General features: G+C 45.6%; 17 protein-coding genes and 1 other annotated feature. Of the genes, 9 read left to right on the top strand and 8 right to left on the bottom strand.

Annotated features, from left to right (window positions below):
* Window positions 1-29: 29 nt before the first annotated feature.
* The 4 genes from GC093_RS21710 to GC093_RS21695 all read right to left on the bottom strand — a co-directional run bounded on the left by GC093_RS21710 (window position 30) and on the right by GC093_RS21695 (window position 4500).
* Window positions 30-800 (bottom strand): IclR family transcriptional regulator, encoded by a 771-nt coding sequence (locus GC093_RS21710; protein WP_171654006.1) that lies wholly within the window; start codon window positions 798-800, stop codon window positions 30-32.
* A 328-nt stretch (window positions 801-1128) separates the two neighbouring features.
* Window positions 1129-2088: an aldose 1-epimerase gene (locus tag GC093_RS21705; RefSeq protein ID WP_171654005.1), complete on the bottom strand. Its 960-nt coding sequence runs from the start codon at window positions 2086-2088 to the stop codon at window positions 1129-1131.
* Window positions 2089-2322: 234 nt separating this feature from the next.
* Complete coding sequence (locus tag GC093_RS21700) at window positions 2323-3303, bottom strand: TIGR03943 family putative permease subunit (protein ID WP_171654004.1); 981 nt, start codon at window positions 3301-3303, stop codon at window positions 2323-2325.
* A gap of 30 nt (window positions 3304-3333) precedes the next feature.
* Complete coding sequence (locus tag GC093_RS21695) at window positions 3334-4500, bottom strand: permease (RefSeq protein ID WP_171654003.1); 1167 nt, start codon at window positions 4498-4500, stop codon at window positions 3334-3336.
* Window positions 4501-4662: 162 nt separating this feature from the next.
* Window positions 4663-4941: a binding site (T-box leader), on the top strand.
* A gap of 439 nt (window positions 4942-5380) precedes the next feature.
* On the opposite strand from GC093_RS21695, the gene trpS reads away from it, so the two are divergent.
* Complete coding sequence (gene trpS, locus GC093_RS21690) at window positions 5381-6364, top strand: tryptophan--tRNA ligase (protein ID WP_171654002.1); 984 nt, start codon at window positions 5381-5383, stop codon at window positions 6362-6364.
* 693 nt (window positions 6365-7057) lie between these two features.
* Here trpS and GC093_RS21685 read toward each other — a convergent pair.
* Window positions 7058-7657 carry a ligand-gated ion channel gene (locus tag GC093_RS21685; RefSeq protein ID WP_246314993.1) on the bottom strand — a complete coding sequence of 200 codons (600 nt, stop codon included), beginning with the start codon at window positions 7655-7657 and terminating at the stop codon, window positions 7058-7060.
* Between the two features lie 503 nt (window positions 7658-8160).
* Window positions 8161-8340 carry a DUF5325 family protein gene (locus GC093_RS21680; RefSeq protein ID WP_171654001.1) on the bottom strand — a complete coding sequence of 60 codons (180 nt, stop codon included), beginning with the start codon at window positions 8338-8340 and terminating at the stop codon, window positions 8161-8163.
* A 153-nt stretch (window positions 8341-8493) separates the two neighbouring features.
* Here GC093_RS21680 and GC093_RS21675 point away from each other — a divergent pair, with 153 nt between their 5' ends.
* Window positions 8494-8718, top strand: a complete 225-nt coding sequence (locus GC093_RS21675) for an alpha/beta-type small acid-soluble spore protein (protein ID WP_171654000.1) — start codon at window positions 8494-8496, stop codon at window positions 8716-8718.
* Window positions 8719-8953: 235 nt separating this feature from the next.
* On the opposite strand, the gene GC093_RS21670 is transcribed toward GC093_RS21675, so the two are convergent.
* Window positions 8954-9934 carry a metal-dependent hydrolase gene (locus GC093_RS21670; RefSeq protein WP_171653999.1) on the bottom strand — a complete coding sequence of 327 codons (981 nt, stop codon included), beginning with the start codon at window positions 9932-9934 and terminating at the stop codon, window positions 8954-8956.
* A 240-nt stretch (window positions 9935-10174) separates the two neighbouring features.
* Between GC093_RS21670 and GC093_RS21665 the strand changes: the two genes are divergently transcribed.
* From GC093_RS21665 to GC093_RS36945, 7 genes are all read left to right on the top strand, one after another.
* Complete coding sequence (locus tag GC093_RS21665; protein WP_171653998.1) at window positions 10175-10501, top strand: hypothetical protein; 327 nt, start codon at window positions 10175-10177, stop codon at window positions 10499-10501.
* A gap of 105 nt (window positions 10502-10606) precedes the next feature.
* Window positions 10607-12445: an ABC transporter ATP-binding protein gene (locus tag GC093_RS21660; RefSeq protein WP_246314991.1), complete on the top strand. Its 1839-nt coding sequence runs from the start codon at window positions 10607-10609 to the stop codon at window positions 12443-12445.
* The gene (locus tag GC093_RS21655) at window positions 12442-14550 is read left to right on the top strand and encodes an ABC transporter ATP-binding protein (RefSeq protein WP_171653996.1); all 2109 of its coding nucleotides are present in this window, start codon (window positions 12442-12444) and stop codon (window positions 14548-14550) included. Before GC093_RS21660 ends, GC093_RS21655 begins: the two co-directional genes overlap by 4 nt.
* A gap of 610 nt (window positions 14551-15160) precedes the next feature.
* On the top strand, window positions 15161-19474 hold the full coding sequence (locus tag GC093_RS21650) for a fibronectin type III domain-containing protein (RefSeq protein ID WP_171653995.1): 4314 nt from the start codon (window positions 15161-15163) through the stop codon (window positions 19472-19474).
* 69 nt (window positions 19475-19543) lie between these two features.
* Window positions 19544-21346, top strand: a complete 1803-nt coding sequence (locus GC093_RS21645) for an S-layer homology domain-containing protein (protein WP_171653994.1) — start codon at window positions 19544-19546, stop codon at window positions 21344-21346.
* A gap of 26 nt (window positions 21347-21372) precedes the next feature.
* The gene (locus tag GC093_RS21640) at window positions 21373-23469 is read left to right on the top strand and encodes a dockerin type I domain-containing protein (RefSeq protein WP_171653993.1); all 2097 of its coding nucleotides are present in this window, start codon (window positions 21373-21375) and stop codon (window positions 23467-23469) included.
* A 56-nt stretch (window positions 23470-23525) separates the two neighbouring features.
* Window positions 23526-23696, top strand: coding sequence for an S-layer homology domain-containing protein (locus tag GC093_RS36945; protein WP_171654120.1), 171 nt, complete (start codon window positions 23526-23528; stop codon window positions 23694-23696).
* Window positions 23697-23984: 288 nt separating this feature from the next.
* On the opposite strand, the gene GC093_RS21630 is transcribed toward GC093_RS36945, so the two are convergent.
* Window positions 23985-24074: small, acid-soluble spore protein, alpha/beta type (locus GC093_RS21630; protein WP_171653992.1), on the bottom strand; the 90-nt coding region annotated here is incomplete at its 5' end.

The following is a 24074-nucleotide window of genomic DNA, read 5'->3' as shown; positions in this document are numbered from 1 at the left end:
TAAGTACAAACGTGAGAGCTCTTTGTGAATTAGTTGTTCTCGCTTGCAGCATTCGTGCTGAAGGAGAGCTTGTTTGCCAAGCTGAGGATGAGCTTCAGAGCTTGTTCACGCTTCTCCTCCCAATTATGCAAAGGCATAGAGAAGCTGATTGCTGCTATCATCTTATTGCCTGATTGGTAGATGGGCACTGCAATACAATTGAAGCCCATAACCCCTTCCTGAAGGTCAAGGGCATAGCCTTGTTGCCGTATGGCAGCCAATTGCTTGAGCAGCTCCTGCTTAGTCCTTAATGTAAACGGAGTCAAGCTTGACAAGGAGTCCTCCGTATAAAGCAGCCCGAGTTGAGTTTCATCGAGGGCGGATAACAGCATTTTGCCGAGCCCCGTCGCGTGGGCTGGCAGCCGCGTTCCTGGACCCGATACCATCTGAACAAGAGAAGGGGCCGCTTCTTTGGCCATGTAGACAATCTCTTTACCCTCCAAGCTTGCCAGCTGTATCGATTCATTAACCTCTCGCATATAAGCTGGAGCTTCCTTGCGGAAGGCATCAATTAAATCGAACTGCCGGAAGAAGGCGCTGCCCATCATTCCAAAATGCATGCCGAGAGTGTAAGTATCGGAGCGGTCGCGGGCCAGCCAATGGAGAGCTTCCATGGTTTGCAGCAGCGAGAACATGGAGCTTTTGCTAATTTCGAGCCGTTTGCATAAATCCGTCAGCTTCAGTTGGCCAGGCTCTTCTGCCACAAGCCGAGTGACTGCGTGCGCTTTTTCTAGTGCCGGCACCCAATATTTTCTGTCCATTCAAGTCCCATCCATTCCCCTGAGCTTCTATATTAAATAGTGAAATTAGTTCATTATAATGTACCGATATCTTATCATCACTTTTCAATTGTAGTCAAACGATTCACTTTTGCGATAAAGATGCTTGGAACGTCAATGGATTATAGAGCTATTTCAATGAGCAAATTAATGGACAGGGAATAGTAGGGCAGCCTACGAGCGGAATGATGGTTTAGAGGGGGGATGCCAGGGCTATTTATAGCCAGGCCTAACAAATAACAACCTTGGCATGCTGCCAAGGTTGTTATTGTTGTTGAAGATGCAATTACTTGTGTCAGCTACAGCTGGTTCAGAGCGTTTTATAAACAATCTTTAAGGCAACTTCCAGCTCCAAAGTATCTCCCGGCTGGATTCCGCGAACACCTGTTACTTCTGCTGGCTGATCAATATTTGGGGCATTGGTGACCCAAGTATAGGGCTCCAAACAAATGAAATCATGGGCTTCGCCCTTAGTGTAGATAACCCACTGCTTAAAGAGCTCGGAGCCGCTATAACGTATCTCGACGTCATCTCTGGATAGAATGGCGATGCATGGATTGTCTCCAATTTGGAAAACGGTATCCATGTCATGTCCGTTCAGAGAATCTCCCTCGATCAAGGCTTCATAGCGTCCTAATGGAACGATCTCACCTGTTGGGATATTCTGCTCATCCAACTCCCAAATTCCACTAACTGGAAGCTGCAGCTTCCAGCTTTCCGGCTTGCCGTCCAACAAAAACCATGTATGCAGGCCATAGCCGAAAGGGGCGGTTTCCTCACCTTTATTGGTAGCTTTCAACGAGTGACTGAGATTACTGCCATCAAGCACATAAGTGATCTCCAATTCCACTGCATGAGGGTACTGGCGCTGTACATTAGCATCATCGGACAAATTGAATGAGGATGTTATGAACAGCTTGCCGTCTTCCGTCTCACCAGCCTGAGTTACCGTCCAAGGCTGCTGTCTGACCACTCCGTGGATATGGTTGCCTGTATTAACCTGTGTGATGTCGAATTGGTAATTTCGGTTGTCAAACTGGAAATTTCCTTTGCGAATCCGATTAGGCGGCATTAGAATCGGAGTGCCGTACTGAACAAATTGTTCTGCCAATGCAGCAGAACTTTCAGGTGTGCGAAGCAATTCACGCTGAAGTTTTTTGTCCCAAATGCTGTAAACATTGTTACCAATAGCAGGGCAAATGGATACGATTAATTGATCGTTTTCCAGTATGTAAGCCGGAGTTCCCTGCCAATCCATTTGTCTAGCCATAAGTTTGGGCTCCTTTGTAGGACTGTATTTTATAACATAAAAGTGTTTCAAGAAAACTTACAGTTAGATCGCAGTCGCTCGTCCTTTAGAGACCTCAAAATAGGTTTTCTCAGTTCCATAATTAACCTAACAACTGTCGTTCTTATTGTAACAAAAGGAAGGAATAGATGTCATCCTCCAAAATGGAATGAGTCTCCTGTGTCTGTGCATATGTATGTGGATTTGTCTGCGGTCTTAGGAGCCGAAGTCAATGTTAGGGTAAACGTATTGTGTTTTAGCTGGTTCGGCTTTGGCGACTTTTTCTACTTTTAGCATAATTACATCGATATCGTTGAACTTGGCTTTTTGAATCGTGCCTGTTACGGTTACCCATGAATCATCCGCAAAATTTTTGGCGCGGTCATATTCCACAAGGACTCCAAATGGAGAGGCATCGGCAGAGCAGCATTGGATAGAGAAACGGCCTACAACGAACTGGTTATCCTTCATATCCTCTTGACGGTATACAAAACCGGTTAGCTCGAGCTTTTTCCCAACAAATTGATCTAAATACAAGTCTACAGTAGTCAATGTTTCGATATACATGTCTTCTTTGACCGGGATTGTTGCGGCTTTGTACAATTCCTTAGCAAGTTTGGCATAGTGCTCTGTGAATTTGTCAGATGGGAACATTGCGTCTTGATTTCCTGTAGATGATGCGGCAGCCTTACCGGCAGAATCACCGGGTGTTAGAGGAGCTCCTGGCACGGCAGCAGAACCATTGCCCGATCCGGTAGCTCCTGATGATGGAGATGATGGGTTAGGAGCAGGGGTGGACGCATCCTTTTTCACATTGCTCGAGCTGCTCAGGTTCATCCCTTTCTTAGCCGCAAGACTGCTGCCCATCGACGTATCGGGAAGAAGAAAGCCAAGCAGCAATGGGAAGAAAAACAACCCGTAGATGACGGTGTTTTTGAGCAAGGATGAAGAGGGGGTGTGGTCATGATCACAATCGCAGGCGGCGGCAGAGCCGAAGAAAGCACGAATGGCTTGGTACACTTGATACACGGCAATGGCGTAAAAAGCGACAGCAGACCATTTCACATAATCAACCATACGCGGCGCAATATAAAACAGGATGTTATCCGTTTTGACCAAATGGACTATGTACATGGCAAAGCCAAACAGGATGGTAGCCTTGATAAAATGATGCAAGCTATAGATACGCGGACTCACAACAGCACGCTCCTTTTTTGAAAGGGTGGATTAGGCAAAAAAGATTCGTTCAAACAACAGGGAGCAGACTAACACTACAACGATGATTAACCCAGATAACGCCAAAACAAACCGTGTACGGAACGTGGACAGCAGCATTAGCACGCTTTTGATATCCAGCATCGGACCGAAAACGAGAAATGTCAGCAGAGAGCCCGTAGTAAACGTTGTGCCGAAGGAAGAGGCTACGAACGCATCCGAGGTGGAGCATAGTGATAAAATAAAAGCAAAGCCCATCATAAACAAATGAGATCCAAGTGTACCTTGCCCGATTGCGACTAGGCTTTCCCGATCGACAAGTGTCTGAATGACCGCTGTAATGAACGCACCGAACATTAAGTATTTACCCATGTCAAAAAATTCATCCGAGGCGTGCCCAAGCACTCCGAACAATCGTCCGGTAAAGCCTGAGTGGCTGTGATCGTGGTGATGAGTATGCTGATGAGTGGGTTGTTTGTTGCTGCTGTGGTCAGCCTCATGGTTGTGTGTTTGATGCGGCTTGCTGTCAACTAAATGTGGTTGATGATGCTCATGATTTTTATGGTTGCCGTGGTCGTGGTTGTGGTTATGATCGTGGTGTCCGTGCTGGTCTGCAAGTCCCAATGAAAGCGTTCCGCGTAGCTGATTTGATTTGAAATAGCGGTAAATGAGCAATCCGATTACAAGGGCAACGATGAAAGCGAGTGCCATTCGGGAATAAGCAATTTCCGGACGGGTGCGGAAGGCCATGAAGGTAGATGCATAGACGACAGGATTAATAATTGGACCGACTAGTATAAAAACAATTGCCACATAAAGAGGCATACCTTTACGCAGCAATCTTCGGATTACCGGAATCATACCGCATTCGCACAATGGAAAAATTATACCGACTACGCAGGCGAACAAAATACCGAGAAGCGGGTTTTTGGGCACCAGCTTACGTATCGTTTGCTCAGAAACAAACATTTGCAGCAAGGCTGATACGAGTACACCGAGCAGAATAAAGGGGAAGGCTTCGAGAATGATGCTCAAAAATAAGGTTTTGAAGTTTTGGAGATTGTCGTTGTTTATAAAAGATAAAGTTGGCTGCTGCTTTTGAGTGAATATAAGGAACAATAGAACAAGGCAAATAAGTGCGAGTACATTAGTCGTAATACGTTGGACTTTCGGATGCAATGGACATTTCTCCTCCCGTATTCGTAATTATTATTATAGCTTATGTCAAAAAGTACGTACATAGGACATGCAGAACGAAAAAAATGCCCAAGCCTGGGAATGGCATGAGCGGTATTTTGGAAGAATTGACAGAACGGATGGCATTGATTATGATTATAAAACAAACAAGCAATGACAGGAATAAGTAAACGATAGCGATTCTTTCAGAGAGCCGGTGGCAGCTGTGAACCGGTAGATAGCTTACGTCGAATGGATCCTCGAGCTGACGGTTGAACGATACATGATACGTGCGGGAGACGTTGTCCTAACAGACGACGGCTTAACACGATGAGTCTAATGCCGATCCGGGGGCTCCCCGTTACAGGAGCTTAAGGTTTTTTGCTGCGGCTGATGTCCGGCGGAAAGCGAAATAGGGTGGCACCACGGTCCTTCGTCCCTTTGGCGGAGGGCTTTTTGCGTTCAAAAAAGTGCTTTGGGGCGGGATGCGGGGAACCACATTAAAACCTTAGTGTTGAAAGTTGTGTGATCTACGGGAGAAGGGATGTGCTGCGGCCGCTCTTGAAAACGGGTTATCTGATTAGACTCGATTAGGGTAATAACCCGTTTTCAAAGGCGGCACGTAAACTCTCCGCACACTCCCTTGCTCCCTCCAATCACACTTTTCAACGCTAAGGAAAGCTCAGGAGGGCGAGATTCGCTGGCTCTCTCGCGAGGGGCCCCCGCACGTTTTTCAAACGAAAAGTGGGGGATTACTAGAGAGCACGAGCAGAGCAAAAGCAAGAGCAGAGCACGAGCACGAGCACGAGCAGAGCACGAGCACGAGCAGGTAGAAACAAGAGCAAGAGCAAAAATAAAAATAATTATTACGGAGGAAACAATAATGAAAAGAGTACTATCCGGAATGCAGCCAAGCGGGCATCTAACCTTAGGTAATTACATTGGGGCATTGAAAAATTTCACAGAGCTTCAGCATACCCATGATTGCTACTTTATGGTGGTTGATCTGCACGCGATTACGGTTCCACAAGATCCGGCAGCGCTCCGCGAGCAAAGTGAAGCTGTGACGGCGTTGTATATTGCAGCGGGCATTGACCCGTCCAAGGCGAATGTATTTCTTCAATCCCATGTACGGCAGCATGCCGAGCTAGGATGGTTGTTTACTACGCTTACTTACATGGGCGAGTTGGAGCGGATGACGCAATTCAAAGATAAGTCAGCCGGCAAAGATTCGATCGGTGCTGGGCTGTTTACTTATCCTTCCCTCATGGCTGCGGACATATTATTGTACAATGCTGACTTGGTTCCAGTTGGTGATGATCAGAAGCAGCATTTGGAGCTAACGCGCGATTTGGCTCATCGATTCAATCAGCGTTTTGGAGATAATTTTACTATTCCTGAGCCTTATATTCCCCAAGTAGGAGCACGCATTATGTCACTGGATGATGCCTCCAGCAAGATGAGCAAGAGCAATCCGAACCAAGGTAGCTCTATCGCGATGCTGGATGCTCCAGACGTCATTCGCAAAAAAATCAGCCGTGCGGTTACCGACTCCGGCCGTGAAGTTAAGTTCGATCCACAGAACAAGCCTGAGGTCAGTAATTTGATGAGTATTTACTCACAGTGCTCGAAAAAGCCAGTTGCCGAGATAGAAGCTATGTACGATGGACAGGGCTACGGGCCGTTCAAGAAGGATTTAGCAGAGCAAGTAGTAGGTCTTCTTGAGCCTATTCAACAACGGTATCGCGATATTCGCGCTTCAGGAGAACTTCACAGCATACTGCGTGAGGGTGGAGAGCGTGCCTCAGAGCAAGCAGAAAAAATGCTTCGCGCAACAAAAGAGAAAATGGGATTTTTGGTGCTATAAATGATATAGGAGCCCTCTAGGCTCAAATTGAACTGAATGGTAACCTGGATTTGTAGACATGCAATAAAAAAGCTTGGCCAGTAAGTAGATAGTCTGAAGTGCCCCACGTTAGATTGGATTAGATTAGGTTAGAATGAATAGGATCAGATGGGATTAGATTAGATTAGATTAGATTAGATTAGGTTGGATTAGATTAGGTTAGGTTGGATTAGATTAGGTTGGATTAGATTAGGTTAGAATGAATAGGATCAGATGGGATTAGATTAGATTAGATTAGATTAGATTGGATTAGATTAGGTTAGATTAGGTTAGATTGGATTAAATTAATTTAGATAGGATAACCTCGGGTTGGATGATCAATTCGATATGGTGGGCTCTGGGTTTTGTATGCTGGAAAAAAGAAGCCGTGGATGGATTTCTGATAGTATGAAGCCCGTTAATAGCCATTAAATACGAGATAACGGAACTTTTGTTCCGTTATTCCACCTATCACTGCCAATTTAGGGCCATAGCGGAAGTCCGAATTCCTTTATTAGTGAGATTTATGCGCATCTTGTAAAGAAAAGGATCGATAAAGGAAGTATTTCTTCCTTTATCGATCCTTTTGGCCGTGCTTCTAATGCATAACGGAACAATTACTTCCTCTATTTCTGTACCATTGCTTTCCATCCCGTGGATGAGCAGCAACAGCAATTACCAAGACAAATGTTTGGCTCCTGGATTCAGCTTGTAGGATCGAATGCGTTTGTTACCTGATGCTGACATCAGTACCTTTGCTTGCACAAGACGATGAAGCAGCGTTCGTGCATGGCGGTCAGTGATTCCGATATGCTGGGACACTTCTAGAGGAGTTAATTTTGTTTGTTTTTGGATCATGAAGTGGATGATCTGCTGCTCTTTCGGTGACAGTAACAATTGCTGCGATTCCTCAGCAAACCAGATGCCGAGAAGCTGTTGAATAAGCTGCTGGCAGCGTCTGGGCTTCTCTGAAATGTCATCATATGAGAAGCGAATGATTCGCCAACCATCGATCACTAGATGGTTTTGACGCATCAACTGGTCTGCGAATTGCCAACGGGACACGTCTTTGCTGTGCGGACCATACCCATCGATTTCGATACATATCCGCATCGGGAATCGGAGATAGGCAAAATCGAGATACCGTGTGCCATCCTTGAAGTCATGCACCTCATATTCGGGATGCAGATGATCGAAACTGCCTGTAGCTGGCCACCAAACCTGCTCCAAGAAGCGGCGCTCCGCATGTCCATGTCCTTCCTGTAGTCGGCGCAAAGATTCACCTGAACGCCCTTCTGCTTGTTTTTGAATAAATGACCCATATTCTTATTCGAACAAGCTTCCACTCACCTTCCTAATTAGATTTCGACTGCAACAGTAAAACAAAAAGCCACTTCATCCCCATCAATAGTGGGAACGAGTGGCGTGTGCTTCACGACTCAAGGTTAGAATGACTTATTATTTATCATATCCTACAAATGAAGTAGGTTCAACCATTAACCATACATTGGTTTAAACAGGAGGAAGATAGCTGATTAATTGGTTTTGAACTGCCTGTAATAGGATGAAATCGATTTAAGTTTCGTTTTTTTGCCGAGTTCCTTAATGAGAGTTTTTCGACATGCTTTCACATGCTTTGCTCGCCTTACCATTTTAGGGGACTAGATGTTCGAACGCGGATCCATGGTAACCCAAACTATCGGATTTTCTACCTGACTGTCTAGTCCTTTTAACCATGAAGTTAATCTACGGTTTCCCATTAGGTTTTCTAAATTCTTTTATCCGCCGTTTCGTCTTCTAAGCTTAGCTTTAACAATGAAGCCGAAGCCGATGAATGCAATAGATAATATGGAGAACAGCAATACAAGCCACACATTTCCTAGGCTTATTGAATAGCTTATACAGGCTAAGAGCGCAGTGCCGCAAATGGCAAATAAGAGAGCAAGTCCTTTGTTCATAGGGGGTTGTCCGCCTTTCTTACAGAGTATTTGAAAATATAAAAAGATTTTTCAGAATGTGCGTATACTTTTTTCCCTACATCACATAATAAGTTTGCAAGCTTGCAAATACATCAAAGATATTCATTCAGATTGAAAGGAGTGCTGATCATCATGGCACAAGGACAATCCCGCAGCAGTAACGTATTGGTGGTTCCACAAGCAGCTTCAGCTCTAGACCAATTAAAGTATGAGGTAGCTCAAGAGTTGGGTATACAAATTCCGCAAGATGGCTATTACGGATATATGGCAACTCGTGACACAGGTGCAATCGGTGGTCACATTACTCGCCGTCTGGTGCAAATTGCAGAGCAATCACTTGCAGGCGGCCAACGCTAGTTATCGTAAAGTAGGCTTCATCATAGAAGCTCAAGGAGAAATCCTTGGGCTTTTTGAGTTGAATAGAAGTATATGTTCTATACTTTCTATTCAACTCAAACACGTGCTTGTCCCTCAAGGACGTGTTGAGTGAAGCCAATTATGAAGGGCAGAGTTTAATCATAAGGAAAGGGCTGCCATAACAGCCCATCATCATTTTTATCTATTGAATTCAGGAACTGCATTACTTATAAGCTCACAAATTGACGCGAAGCTTTTTACTCAGACGAGAATCATTTACCCAACCAACGTAAGAATCAAGCGGCACTAGATCGTTATCGAGCAGCAGAACGGCTACAAAAGGATATTGCTTGCGATGACTGTAACGCACATCCACCCAGTATACCTCGTAACCCCAATCATGGCTGCGCAAATCTGCACAAGCAAAGGAGCTCAGGTATAGAAATGCAGCGACATCGGTGTGCTTTTTGGAAGCTTCTACAGCTGGATGAACGGCGGATGTTGCTTCTTCCACCCATCTAATCCTGTCATGCTTATATTCTCCCAATACGAAGTGATCATTCGGCTTTCTTTTTACAAGCTGCCATGCACGCAAGTGAATGGTGGGAATCAGATAATAGCGATCACCGGGTACGTAGCTCGAATCCTTCTGATACAGCCTTGATTCCAGATAATAATGATACCACGATCTCCATATATAATATACCGCCAAAAAAGCATAAAGGATCGGGAACAATAGCTCTGGACGGACAATGTGGACAGACCACATGAAAATAGCTACGATATGAGAAAGAAAAATAATGGGATCAAAGATATGGATGATGTTCCATGAGATCCATTTCTCTGACAATGGCCGTATCGCTTGAGTGCCGTAGGTATTAAATAGGTCTGTAAATACATGAAAAGCTACAGCGACAAACACCCACAAGGCAACATGTCCCAATGGCAGATCTTCAAATCCCAGCATTAAAGCAAATGTAATCAATGCGGTCCATAGAGCTAATGCGGGCAAGGAGTGGGAAAGGCCGCGGTGATTTTTGATATAAGAAGCGTTGCTTTTTAAACGGAGAAGGGTATCGGCGTCGGGTATTTGCGATCCGATAACGGTTCCGATTAGAACGGCGGTGGAGACCGTAGGGTCTGTTGCAACGATAGGATCGATGTAGGCCAAGCCAGCCAAACCAAATCCGATCACAAGATGTGTTCCGCTGTCCATGGGGGATCCTCCTAAGAGTTTTCCATTAGGAAAACTAACTTCGTAAGCATAAACTGATCTTTAGCAAAGTTTGCTTCGTTGAAGCTGCGCTCAACCTTGACAAAGGCTCTCCTCCTTGAGGAAGGCGAAGCCATGTATCCTTCGTGAGCATTTGCTGATTTACTTTCTACACGTAGTAATAGTTTATCATTTTCTTCTATAAAATTCTTCTGAAAAATAAAGTAACAGGAGCGAAAAACAATGTCTATTACTTTTATCGAATATCAAGTATCACCTGAACATAGGGCAGCTTATTCAGATTGGATGAAGCGGGTGAGGGCGAATTACCCTGAGCTTGAAGTTTATGAAGGGACGGATCAGCCAGGCTTATTTGTTGAGCTTTGGAACGGACAATCCCACCAAGATTTTTGTGTACTAAAAGAAGCTCGTGTTAAGCAATCCTCTGAGCAGGAAAAGGAGCAGCCGAATAACGGAAGGTTCGACAAAATCGATTGGAATGAGCTGCATAATTGGGCTATAGGAGGCGTGGCAAAAATCCATATATGGCATTTTGGAAAAGTAAGATAGTCCATAATCTAAGATAATTATATCCATGGTAAGTTCCTTCCAATCGCGGTAATCTTACAATAGCCATCAAACGATACGGCTTTTGCTAACAAAAGAAAGCTTTCAATGCTGAAAGCACGCGGAGGAGAACGGATGGAGAGAGAGAATATTTTCAGAAACCATATTAAAAGAAACCGATGGTCTTACTTGATTGGCTTTGCATTATTGTCCATATCCAGTCTGCTCCAGCTGTTCATTCCTTTATTATTGGGACAATTTACAGACAAACTGCAGAGTTCGACACTGACCTACAAGGAAACGATTACATTTGGATTGTGGATGGCTGCAGTTGGATTGGGAGTCGCCTTTTTCCGGTCAACGAGCCGAATTTATCTGTTTCGTTTATCACGGATGCTCGAAACTCGGGTGAGAGGAGAGCTGTTCAAGCATTGGGAGAAGCTATCGGCACAATATTTCAATAATCAGCGTATTGGCGATCTTATGTCGCATGCGATTAGCGATGTGGGTGTTGTACGTGAGGTGACGATGCAGGGGTATTTCAACATTATGGAAGCCATAATGCTGATTATCATTTCAGTGATAGCCATGGTGTATTCAGTGAATCCGATGCTGACACTGCTAACGATGCTGCCGCTTCCTTTACTTAGTATATTGGCTTACCGGTTCAATAAAAGGATGCAGAAGCAGTCTACGGATGTGCAGGCTGCGGTTTCCGACCTAACCAGCCGAGTGCAGGAATTTACAGCTGGCATACGTGTGGTAAAAGCATTCGTACAGGAGAAGGAGGAGCGGAAGCTTTTTACGAAGGATAATCAGCATGCTGTGAATATGAACCGTATATTTGCTAGATCGAACTCAATGTTCAGCTCGCTGAGCACAGGGATTGTAGGCTTTAGCTTTCTGGTTTCCATTGTACTAGGTGGGGTTATGGTTTTGAAGAACATTATTACACTTGGCGAATTTGTTGCTTTCAATACTTATCTTTCCCTTCTAATGGGGCCTATCGAAAATTTGGGGAAAGTGGTCAATCTATTGCAGCGCGGCAAGGCCTCCGAGGTTCGTCTTATGGAAATTTTCAGGACGCAGCCGGAGGTTGTTGACGATGTTGTCGCCAATCAGGAAATTGAACACATAGATGGGGATATTGAAATTCGCAACCTGACCTTCTCTTATCCTGAAGCAGACCGACCTACTTTAAGGGACATTTCATTGAAGGTGGCCAAGGGCAGCAGTTTAGCGATTGTTGGACGGATTGGCAGTGGTAAAAGCACATTGGTGCACTTGTTGGTCCGGATGTATAACCCTCCAGAGGGAACGGTTTTCTTGGATGGACATGATATTCATGAGATTCCATTGCGAACCCTGCGTGGACAAATTGGGATCGTACCGCAGGATCAGTTCTTATTTTCCTCGACCATTCGCGATAACATTGGATTCGATCCGCACCCTTATACAGACGATCAAGTTATTGAAGCGTCGAAGGTAGCTCAGGTTTATGACAATATACTTGAGTTTCCGGAACAGTTCGATACAGCCTTGGGTGAGCGGGGAATCTCTCTGTCCGGTGGGCAGCGCCAGCGTGTTAGTATTGCACGTGCCATTATTAAGCGGCCTTCGATATTAATTTTTGACGACAGCTTATCGGCGGTAGACACTATAACCGAGGATTTGATCCTGGAAGGCTTGCAATCCGTAATGAACAAACGGACTACGATCATCATCGGACATCGCGTATCATCGGTTCAAGCAGCAGATCAGATCGTCGTTATGGATGAAGGCAGAATCGTTGAGCGGGGTACGCATGAGCAGCTTATTCGCCGTAACGGAATTTATGCGGATATGTATCATAAGCAATTATTGGATCAAGAAGCGGAACGGCAGGATGGACAGGACCAGGAGCCTCTGACCAAAGTACATACACTGCAGGGGGGAGCGGGCGCATGAATATTCATGTAGAGAAAGACGTTAAAAAATACAAGGACTCGCAGCTCCTGTACCGGCTGTTAGGTTACGCCAAGCCTTATTGGAAAATGATCGTCTTGTGTATAGCTATGGCTTTTCTGGTAGTTGTCGCCGATTTGGCAAGACCTTATTTGATAAAAGTTGCGATTGACGGACATATAAATGGGCTTCAAAAGCCAATGCTGGCTGTTGAGAGCAGTAATGCGAAGATGCTGGAGGCTTATGGTTCATCAACCTCTTGGGACAACCGCGAATATGTCAGACTTGAAGCGGAGGCTGTGGAGCAAGGGAGCTTTCCAGCTGGGGCGGATAAGCGGCAAATAGTCAAGGTAGACAGCAAGGAGTATATGATTTACGGCTGGCTGCCCTCGCAGCAAGCCGTGTTGAAGCTATCAGAAGCTGGAGGGAAACCGCTTATCACAGCGGAGGGTCAGAGCTTCGAAGCGTTAGAGCTTAACGAGCAAGCATCGGAGCTGTTTCGCACGCAGGATTATGTCGGTTTCTTAAAGCTAGGAATTTTATTCTTATTGACGGTAATCACAGCGGCCATACTGAGCTATCTGCAAAGCAATCTGCTGCAGTATACAGGACAAACTATCATCTTCAACATAAGGGAACAGTTATTTAAACATTTAAGCCGCATGCCGATGTCCTACTTTGACCGTAATCCAGTTGGACGACTGGTAGTGCGTGTAACGCAGGATACAGAGGCATTGAATCAATTGTACTCCCAAGTTGTTGTTAATCTGGTGAAGGATGTCATTGTGCTTATAGGCATTATCATTATTATGCTGCAGCTGAACATGAAGCTGGCGTTTCTATCGTTCGCAGTGATTCCGTTTCTAGCTGTACTGACCTTCTGGTACCGTAGTGTTATTAGGGAGGCACAGCGTACTTCCCGTGTCATTTTGTCTCGGTTAAATTCTTTTCTGGCTGAAAATTTATCAGGAATTCGTATCACTCAGCTCTTCATTCGAGAAGAACGGCAGCAAGAGCAATTCGACAATCATAATACCCAATACTACCGTGCTGGAATGCGCGGAACGGTGATCAACTCGATCTTCCAGCCTGCCATTGGTTTTCTCGGTAACCTTGCCATTGCTTTATTGCTTTGGTATGGGGGAGGCAGTGTTATAGATGGAGGCATCACCTTCGGTATCGTTTATGCTTTTACTCACTATGTCAGACAGTTTTTCCAGCCTTTGATGAGCTTGGCGGAGAAGTATAACCAGATCCAAACCTCGATGGTCGGAGCGGAACGGATTTTCGATATGCTGGATGAAAAATCGACAGTTAACGATGCAGCTGAGCCTAAAAGTTTACCGAAGCATGTTCGTGGGGAAATTACGTTCGACCATGTCTGGTTTGCCTACAATAAAGAAGACTGGGTGCTCAAGGATGTGAGCTTTACGATTCAGCCCGGTCAGACTATTGCCTTCGTTGGCGCAACAGGAGCAGGTAAAAGCTCAATTATTCAGTTGATTAACCGGTTTTATGACATTCAAAAAGGCAGCATTAAGCTGGATGGGATTGATATCCGCGATATTCCGCTGGATGAGCTGCGGAGATGCATCAGTATTGTGCAGCAGGACGTATTTCTGTTCACTGGCGATATTTCCTCGAACATCCGGTTGAACAACCATGATATTAGTGAGGCTCAGGTAGAAGAAGCGGCGAAGATGGTGAACATCGACGAGTTCGTTAAGCATTTGCCGCAGGGATATCAGACCCCTCTCGGCGAGCGCGGAGTAAACCTGTCGCTCGGACAACGGCAGCTGTTATCCTTTGCGAGGGCGATTGCTTTCCGGCCTGAAATTCTAATTCTCGATGAGGCGACCTCAAACATCGACACAGAAACCGAGCTGGTTGTTCAAGAAGCTCTGCATAACATTTCGAAGGGACGGACTACACTTATCGTGGCTCACCGATTATCGACGATTCAGCATGCCGACCAAATCATCGTTATGCACAAGGGGAAATTGCGGGAGATTGGAAACCACTTTCAGCTCTTGGCTCAGCGCGGTTATTATTATCGCTTGTATGAGCTTCAGTATAAGGAACAGAAGCCTATGCCTGCAGCTAAGTGACGTTGTTGGGAGCCTGATACACACACACTACTAATCATCAGAATTTTTTATGAAAAAGTGAATAAATATATAACAAGAGGCTCGTCCAACTATAAGTTGAGGCGGACCTCTTGTTATTATGCAGGAGGAGATAAATGGATGCTTAATGAACAAGTCAATGGTAAGAGTGTCTCAAATGGGCTTTATAAGGGTGCAGGTTTGCAATAAATAGTAGCCACATCTTCAATTCGAAATCCTCTCCTACCTATGAAGATATAGGCGCAGAGCTTAAAGCACATAAGCTTAAGTTCAACTCAGGCCAGTAATATTGTGTAAGTACGATAAGCCTCATCTCGGTTTAACCGGGGTGAGGCTTTTATGTATTCGGGCCTTTTGTAACAACGATAATCATTACCTCAGATATTTGCTCTGACATGTAATGGTGCTAAGAAAAGAATATTGTTGTTATAAATACCAGCTTATATAATCAATGAGTCAAAGGCGATGAAGTTAAGAAGGGGGGGTTACATGGGGATGATTGTCAGTCGTCAGAAGAATGATTTCGAGGGGAGCAGCATGGAGTGAAAGTAAATCACACATGCAAACAAACTAAAGCTTACAGGAGGACTCAATGAACGGGAAACGCCTATTAAGTATGGTTGTCACATTGGCGCTTGTTTTAAATTTACTATTGTCGGGGATTCCTGTGTTCGTTCCGGCAGTACAAGCCGCCGATGAATACGAAATAAACGATATCATTAACGATGGCTATGAAAGTATGACAGGTCGTACTGATCTGGAAGCCAACGGATATGCGATCACGCCTAATGCGGGAACGGCTACTAATGATATAGCAGTTATTGATGCGAGCGGCATAGCAAACCCGACGGTTAACAATGACAAGACGGGTAAAGTTTTGCTGGTGAAGGATGCGGGTACCACGGGCGACACCAAGTTTGTCCGCAAGCTGCCTTCATCCGCTACCGGTCTTGTAACTGTCGAATTCGATTGGCGCGTCGAGAAGACAGCAATGGACAGCCACGGCTATAAAGTAATGAGGGTTGAGAATCAGGCCGGTAATGCGCTGATAGAATTGAGGCTCAGCGATAATGGGACGAACTTGTCACATTATTTGTACAGCGCCAAATCTAATAAAAAGGTTATTGCAGGCTATCAGAAGGACGTTTGGTATCAGGTTAAGCTTGAAATCGATACCAATTCCAAAAAAGCCCAGGCGTACGCGCGGGCAGGCTCAACTGGAGCGTACCTGACAGCAGGCCAGTTCGAATTCTCGGAGACGGAAGCAAATTCGGCGGCTGAAGTTTCGCAGTTGTCGGGCTTTACAACGACGGAACAAACATCGAACATGTACTACGATAATATTAAGGTGTATACGAAAATCGTCCGTCCATCCGCACCGACCGGCTTAACGGCTGCGGCGGGGGATGCAAAAGTTAATTTGTCCTGGACAGCAATAAGTGGAATGAGCTATACCGTTAAGCGTTCGGATACAAACGGCGGCCTATACACCAGCGTTCAGTCCGGCATTACAACTGGTTCTTATGTGGACAATGGGCTAAACAATGGCACGACCTATTACTATGTGGTGACCGCTAGTAGTAACGGTCTGGAGAGTGCGGACTCCTCGCAGGCTACGGCTACGCCGCAGAAGCCGCAACCGCCAGCCAAGCCTACGGGGCTGACTGCCGCAGCGCAAAACAGCCAGGTTATATTGAACTGGAATGCTGCAGCCGGAGCACAAAGTTACACGGTTAAATATGCAACGACCAGCGGAGGTCCTTACACCCCTGTAACGGGCATTGCATCCAACTCGTACACGGTAACAGGCTTAACCAACAATACAACTTATTACTTTACGGTTTCCGCTGTGAATGATGTAGGCCCGAGCGGAGACACAACAGAAGTGCAGGCAATACCGGTGCAATCACCGCCGCCGCTGCCGCCTACAGGTGTAAAGGCTACTGCAGCTGACGCTAAGGTAAACGTATCGTGGAGCGCTGTAAACGGAGCGACCAGCTACAATGTGAAGCGGAGTACGGATGGCCAGAACTTTACGACTGTGGCTACAGGCGTGACAGCGACTAACTACACGAATAACGGCTTGACTAATGGCACGACTTATTACTACGTTGTTACGGCTGTCAACATCGACGGTGAGAGTGTAAATTCAACTGCTGTCTCCGCTGCTCCTGTCCCGCTGGGTGCGTTTAGTCCCGCATTATCCAGAAGCGGAGGCTGGTTTGAAACAGCCTATGTGGAATGGGCGCCTGGTAGTGCTCAGGGATATAATGTATACGTTAAACCTGCAAGCGCATCGGATTCTCAATATGTGCAAATTGATACTCAATTAATCCGCAGTTACGCGGCATATTGGAGAGCTGACGCTGCAGGGCTTGCAGCTGGAGATTATGTAATGAAAGTTGAAGCAGTACTGTCAGATGGTTCAAGAGCAAGTGCTGTTTCCGATATACTATCAGTAGCGAAGCATGACAGATCTGGATTTGCTTTTTCAGCAAACTCACCATTTAAAACGGGTTCAGGTGCTTACAATAACGATGGTACACTTAAGAGTGGCGCTCAAGTTGTTTATGTAACACCTGCGACTGCAAAAACAGTTACCCTTGATGTAATAACCAGCAGCAAAGGTGCTGTAACAAAAGGCGTTGGTATAGGTGAAATTTTAAAACTAAGACAAAAAGGCTATGATAAAACACCGCTTGCATTCCGATTTATTGGAAAAGTTACAGCTTCTGACATGAGTGGACAACTTAACAGCAGTGGATATCTTGAAGTAAAAGGTAAATCAAATTATGACGAAATGAATGTTACGCTTGAAGGCATCGGAGAAGATGCTTATGCGTATGGATGGGGATTCCTGGTTAGAGCTGCCGGTAATGTAGAAATAAGAAACTTTGGCGTGGCGTTATTCCCTGACGATGGAATTTCACTTGATACAGGTAATGTTAATGTTTGGCTGCATAATAATGATATTTTCTATGGAACTGCAGGAGGAGATGCTGACCAAGCAAAAGGCGATGGTTCAACTGACCTTAAAGGCGCATCGACGTATATCACAATCTCTTACAATCACTACTGGGATTCCGGAAAATCTGCTCTAGTCGGTTTGAGTGAATCATCTGAATTTTTTGCAACCTTCCACCATAACTGGTTTGATCATTCAGACTCTCGTCATCCACGTGTAAGAACGGGAACTATTCATGTTTATAATAACTTCTATGATGGAACCGCAAAATATGGTGTTGGCGCTACAACAGGAAGTTCAATCTTTGTAGAATCAAATTATTTTAGAAATGCTAAAAATCCAATGATGATTTCTTTACAAGGCACGGATATTAAAAATGGTGTTGCTGATGGCACATTCTCCGGTGAACCTGGAGGTATGATTAAAGCCTACAATAATATTATTGTTGATCCTGGAAATCTTATTTATGCAAATTCCAATGCAGGAACAGCTCCGGCTAATGCAACATCATTTGATGCATATCTGGCAGCGTCAAGAAGTGAAGCGGTTCCAAATTCATACATAACATTAAAGGGTGGAACAGCTTATAATAACTTTGATACCTTGACCGATACGGGAGTAAATGTAGCTAACATTGATGCCGTAAGCAATGTTGAACAAATGGTTACGGTAAAAGCTGGACGCCTAAATAAGGGAGACTTTACTTGGGAATTTGATAATTCGATCGATGACGCATCGTATAGCATTAATACAGCACTGATGAATAAAATAAAAAATTACACAGCTCAACTTTTATCTGTAGGGGGCAATTCAACAGAACCAACGCCAACGCAGACACCATCCGCTCCAGGCTCCGTCATTGCTTCAGCGGGCGATGCCAAGGTTACTCTTTCTTGGGCAGCCTCTTCAGGTGCAACGTCTTATACCGTGAAGCGAAGCACTAGCCAAAACGGTACGTTTTCAACGATTGCTTCTAATGTAACGTTGACATCTTACGTCGATTCAGGCTTAACGAACGGCACCGCTTACTTCTATGTAGTAACAGCTGTTAATGCGAACGGCGAAAGCTTGCCGTCGGGTCAAGTAAGTGCAACGCCTGCGGCACCTGTCGGCAACACGCCGAGTGTATCGCTACCTAGCGTACAGCCGGTTGCATTCGGCACAACCTTTAATACGAAGTATGGCTTGAACAACGTTTCAAGCGCTATTTTTGCACAAGACATCACGCTCCATTACGACAGTGACAAATTAGAGTTTGTATCTGCGGAGTCGTTAAAGGCTGGATTATCCATTGTTCAGGTGAAGCAGGATACGCCGGGCCAAGTTCGTCTTATAGTGGCAAGTTTGGGCCAAACGGCTGCTGTTTCTGCGGATGGGCTTTTGATCCAACTGAATTGGAAAGCAAAATCACTTACCCAAAATGCAATGGCAGCGATTACTGCTCAAAACGTGATGCTTGCGGGAAGCAGCGGAAATATTACACAGGCATCAGCAGCCTCTGTATATGTTCAGCTGGCAAGTGGAGTGAATTTGACTGCATTGCAGGCGGCAATTACAAATGCTGAAGCTTATCATAGTTCCGCTGTGGAAGGAACGAGCGTAGGCCAATACCCTGAAGGATCAAAGGCTGCATTGCAGGCCGCAATCGATTCAGCGAAGGCTGTTTTGGCGAACGAAGCCTCGACGCAGCAGCAGTTAGACGGAGCGGCAGCAACACTGAATGCGGCGCTGGAGTCGTTTAAAGTGAAGGTAAATAAACCGATAGAGGGCGATTTGAATGGCGATCAAGTAGTCAATGTAGGCGACCTTGCCATTCTTGCAGCAGCTTATGGACTTAACTCCGGTCAAGCGGGATGGAATGACAAAAAGCATTTGGATTTTAACAATGATGGCGTCATTAACATTGTTGATCTTGTGCATTTGGTTAAACTTATCCCGTAATCAGCCAAGAGAACAGTGGGGGGAGCGATCTTCCCCTTCCCTGTTTTTCTAAGAAAGGAAGGCACATTAATGAATCGCAAAATATGGATTACATGCTTAGTAATGTTCATGCTTCTTTCGCTGTCTATAGGACCGGAAGTGTCCAGAGCTGAAGTCAATTCAGCTTACTCGTTAGCGGTATCAACATCGGTATCAAGAGTTAATGAGGAAATGACGGTTACCTTGCAAGGCGAAAATTTAGCGGATTTGTATGGATATGAAGCGGTCATTGAGTATGACAATAGCAAGCTTTCTTTTAAAGAAGCAAAATCGTCTATCTCAGGCTCGGGATTTTCAATCACCCCTTTAGCCAGCGGAAACAAGATAACTTTTGCTTATACCAAGGTGGAAAAGGTAGCGGGAATAAGCGGGAATGCCGATCTTGCAACAATTACGTTTATACCGTTTACCGCAGGTTCTGCTGAAATAAAGCTGATTAGCCTAATAGCAGTTTCTTCCCAAGAGCATGAGTCCAAGTGGAATGCAGTTCGAACGGTTTCGACACAGATCGATTCTGGTACAGGCACTTCGCATTCGAGAGGCAACTCGTATTCGGGAGGCAGCACGGTAACGAATCAGCCTACTGTAGAAAAGAACAATAGCGGAGCGGATATTAAATTTTCGGAGGCTGTGAAAACGACAACGACGGACGGCAAAGAAGCGGTAGTTGTGTCGGTAAACACAGAGACATTTACTAAAGCGATTGAATTGGCTAGCGGCACGGCTCGGAGCAAGATTGGAATCGAGGTTAAAGGTAACGAGCCTGTAGCTCGAGTAGAACTGCCTGCAGCATCGTTGGCTGATGCATCGAAGCAAACAAAGGAAACGGTTGTATCGGTTAAATACGGTAATTCAACGTATGATCTGCCTGTTTCTGCTATTGACTTCACGAAGCTGGCTCAGTCCATGAACGTGGATGTTAAAGATTTGAAGGTCGTTGTGCAAATTGAGAAGGTCTCAGGCAAGGATGCGGATCAAGTCTCTGCAGGTGCGCAGCAATCCGGCGTGAAACTTCTCGGAGGTGCAGTTAAGTTCAATGTCTTTGTAGAGAGCGGCAGTTCGTCCAGTTCAGTTGATAATTTTGGCGGTACATATGTAACCCGTACAATTGAACTAACTTCTGCAGTCGACAGCAGCAAAGCGACAGGGGTACTGTTTAACCCGGCCACCGGAGAGCTTACTTTCGTTCCAACAACATTTGAGAATGCCGGTGGTGTAACTGTAGCGACGATCAAACGTCCGGGCAATAGTATTTATACCGTGATTGAACACAGCAAAACGTTTGCTGATATGAACGGTCATTGGGCGAAGGCGGATGTTGAGCTTCTTGCTTCCAAGCTTGTCGTCAACGGCAGAACGGATCAATCGTTCGTTCCGCTAGGGGAGATTACAAGAGCCGAGTTTGCAACACTGCTAGTGAAGGGTCTAGGTTTATCTCAGGATAAGTCGGCGGCAGTATTTAAGGATGTAGCCGCTACTGACTGGCATGCGGGAAATGTGGGTGCGGCAGCGAAAGCCGGCCTTGTGGAAGGTCTTGATAATGGCAGCTTTGCTCCGAACGCCAATATCACCCGAGAGCAAATGGCTGTAATGATCGGCCGCGCAATGAAAATGGTTGGCAAGCCTAAAGCCGCGAATGTAAAACGTGTTGAGAGCTTAATAGATGGAAGCTCGATGAGCAGTTGGGCGAAAGAAGCAATCTCCCAGTCCATCGAAGCAGGCATTATGAATGGTAAAACATCGCAGTCGTTCGAGCCTTCGTCGAATGCGACTCGCGCAGAAGCTGCTGTCGTACTGAAACGATTGCTTCAATACGCGGAGTTTATTAACTAAACAACCTCATAGGGGGTACGCTGATCATGAAGGGTTTTATCAATAAAAGAGCAATGGCTATGCTGCTAACGATCATCATGGCATTGCAATCGTGGCAGCTGGCGGTTCCTCCCGCAGCAAAGGCTGCTGGCGCACTGCCGACCGGCTGGATGGCGACGACGATGAATGGGACGTCTACAGGCACCTCAATAGTGAAACAAGAGGCGTCAAGCTATAGTAACGGACAATTCGATATTGAAGCTGTAGACGGAAAACAGCAAAGTGTAAGCGGAACTGCAAACGGAGATACAGTATATTTCTTGTATATGCCGGTTGAAGGCGATTTCACTATAACAGCAAGATTAGTTTCGGTAGCTGGACCTCCAGATAATTCAGCTATAAATGCAAATTCACGTGCTGCTTTGATGGTTAAAAATGGGGTATCAAATACAAGTGCGTCGTTTGCAGCTAGTTATTTCCCTGCGATTTCGACGCCAAATACGGGTAGTTTAGGTTATTACAGACGTTTTGCTGCTAATAACAGCAATAGTAGTTCTGTTAGCAGTGTATCAACACCGGTATATCTGAAGCTGCAAAAGTTAGGTACTACATTCACTGCTTCCTACTCAGCGGATGGAGTAACATACAATAGTCCGTATGCTACACAAGCAGATACTACCACAATGGCTTCAGCAGCATTAAATGTAGGTTTAGCTGTTACACATGCAACGGTTAAATTTGATAATGTTAAGATTGTAAATGCAAGTGGAACAATTTTCGATTCAGCGTCTTCAACCACGAATCCGAACCCGGGAACAGCGCCCGTTGCTCCAACAGGATTGCAGGCTACAGCTGGGGATAATCAGGTTAGCTTATCCTGGTCGGCTGTTCAAGACGCATCCTCCTATACGGTGAAGCGCAGCAAAGGGCAGGGCGGGCCTTACAGTACGCTTGTATCCAACGTTACCGGTACCTTTCATGCGGATACGACCGCAAGCAATGACACGACCTACTACTACGTCGTGAGTGCTGTAAATGCGAATGGGGAAAGTGAGAACTCAAGTGAAAAGAGTGCCAGGCCTCAAGCGGCAGTTGTCCCAGTGAGCTCCATCACGGTAAGCTCTTCGGGAGGCAGCACCATATCGACCTTGAGCGGTACTCTGCAAATGCAGGCGAATGTTTTGCCAAGTAATACGACGAATACATCCGTCAGTTGGCATGTTTACGAGTCTGACGGAACAACGGCAACCGACAAAGCAACGATCAACGGCAGCGGATTACTGCAGGCATCCAAGGACGGCACCGTAAGAGTTGTAGCAAGAGCAAAAGACGGCTCGAATGTACAGGGCAGCACGACTATCACCATCACCGGTCAAACAAACGCTACCCCTCCAAGCGCTCCGACGGGAGTAACAGCGGTTCCGGGAGACGGACAGGTAACGATATCATGGAACACAGTGACCGATGCTACCTATTACAGCGTTAAACGCGCTATGTCATCCGGAGGCTCGTATACAACGATAGCTTCCAGTGTCTATGCTGCTACTTATTTAGATACGAATGTAACGAACGGTTTAACGTATTACTATGTAATTACATCTCGTAATGCAAATGGAGAAAGTGGCAATTCCGCTCAAATAAGCGCTGAGCCTTCGGGGACTCCATCCAGTATTCGGATCAGCTCGATTACGGTTACAGGCGGAACAGCGATTTCTGCTGCCGGCGGAACATTGCAGCTTCAAGCAACGGTCTTGCCAAGCAATGCGACGAACGCTTCAGTTGACTGGTTTGTTTTTGAAGCTGACGGAGTTACGGCGACTGACAAAGCAACGATCAACGGCAGCGGATTACTGCAGGCTGCCAAGAACGGTACGGTGAAGGTCGTCGCCAGAGCGAAGGACGGTTCGAACGTACAAGGCAGCGCTGCAATCACAATCTCGGGGCAAACGCTCCCTGACACAACAATTCCTGAGGATGTGGACGGTAACCAGAAGGTTGACATCGGCGACCTCGGTATTGCAGCCAGCTTGTTTGGCCTTACTTCCAGCAGTCCGAACTGGGAAGCTCATAAAGCGGCGGACGTCAATAAAGATAACGTCATCAACGAGCTTGATCTGCAGCTAGTGGCAAATAAAATCGAATAGACAATGTAAAAATCCCTTTCAGCAGGCCGGCAAACAGTCGCTGAAAGGGATTTTTTATATCACATTTATTAAATACAAAAGACCCCAAAAGGGGACCAGGTACAAGCTATGCCGATCAATCGTTCCGCCCGAACCAAACGATCTCCCGTCAAGAAATGGCGGCGATGATTTACCGGGCTATGACCTTTGCAGGCATCGTAAAAACGGATAAGAATTCGTCATCGTAAGAATTCTTGGATGCCGGGAAGTTCGAACCATGGGCGAAGGAAGCGATCGCCTCCATGACTGCTTAGCATATCATCGAAGGAGTAGCGAAGGGCACGTTCGACAGGTTTTCTTTGAACAGAAACTGGATGGGGAGCTGATAGGTTTATTGCGTTTCATTACATGCCAGAATTTACTAGCGGTACAGGAAGTGTTTGGGCTACTAACCAAAAAGACTTACCGTTACTCTTGGAGGAATAAGAGTAATGTAAGTCTTTTCGTTCATATATTTTCAACAGAATGAAGCTGGATCAGCGTTTAAAGCTCGAAAGATTCTGTTCTGCAATTTGAACTAGCCGTCTTGTGATATTGCCACCAATTGCTCCTGCATCGCGTGTAGC

It is taken from the genome of Paenibacillus foliorum, from assembly GCF_013141765.1.
GTDB classification, from domain to species: Bacteria; Bacillota; Bacilli; order Paenibacillales; family NBRC-103111; genus Paenibacillus_S; species Paenibacillus_S foliorum.
Note: the sequence above shows the minus strand (reverse complement) of the source record. Positions and strands in the feature narration are given on the sequence as shown.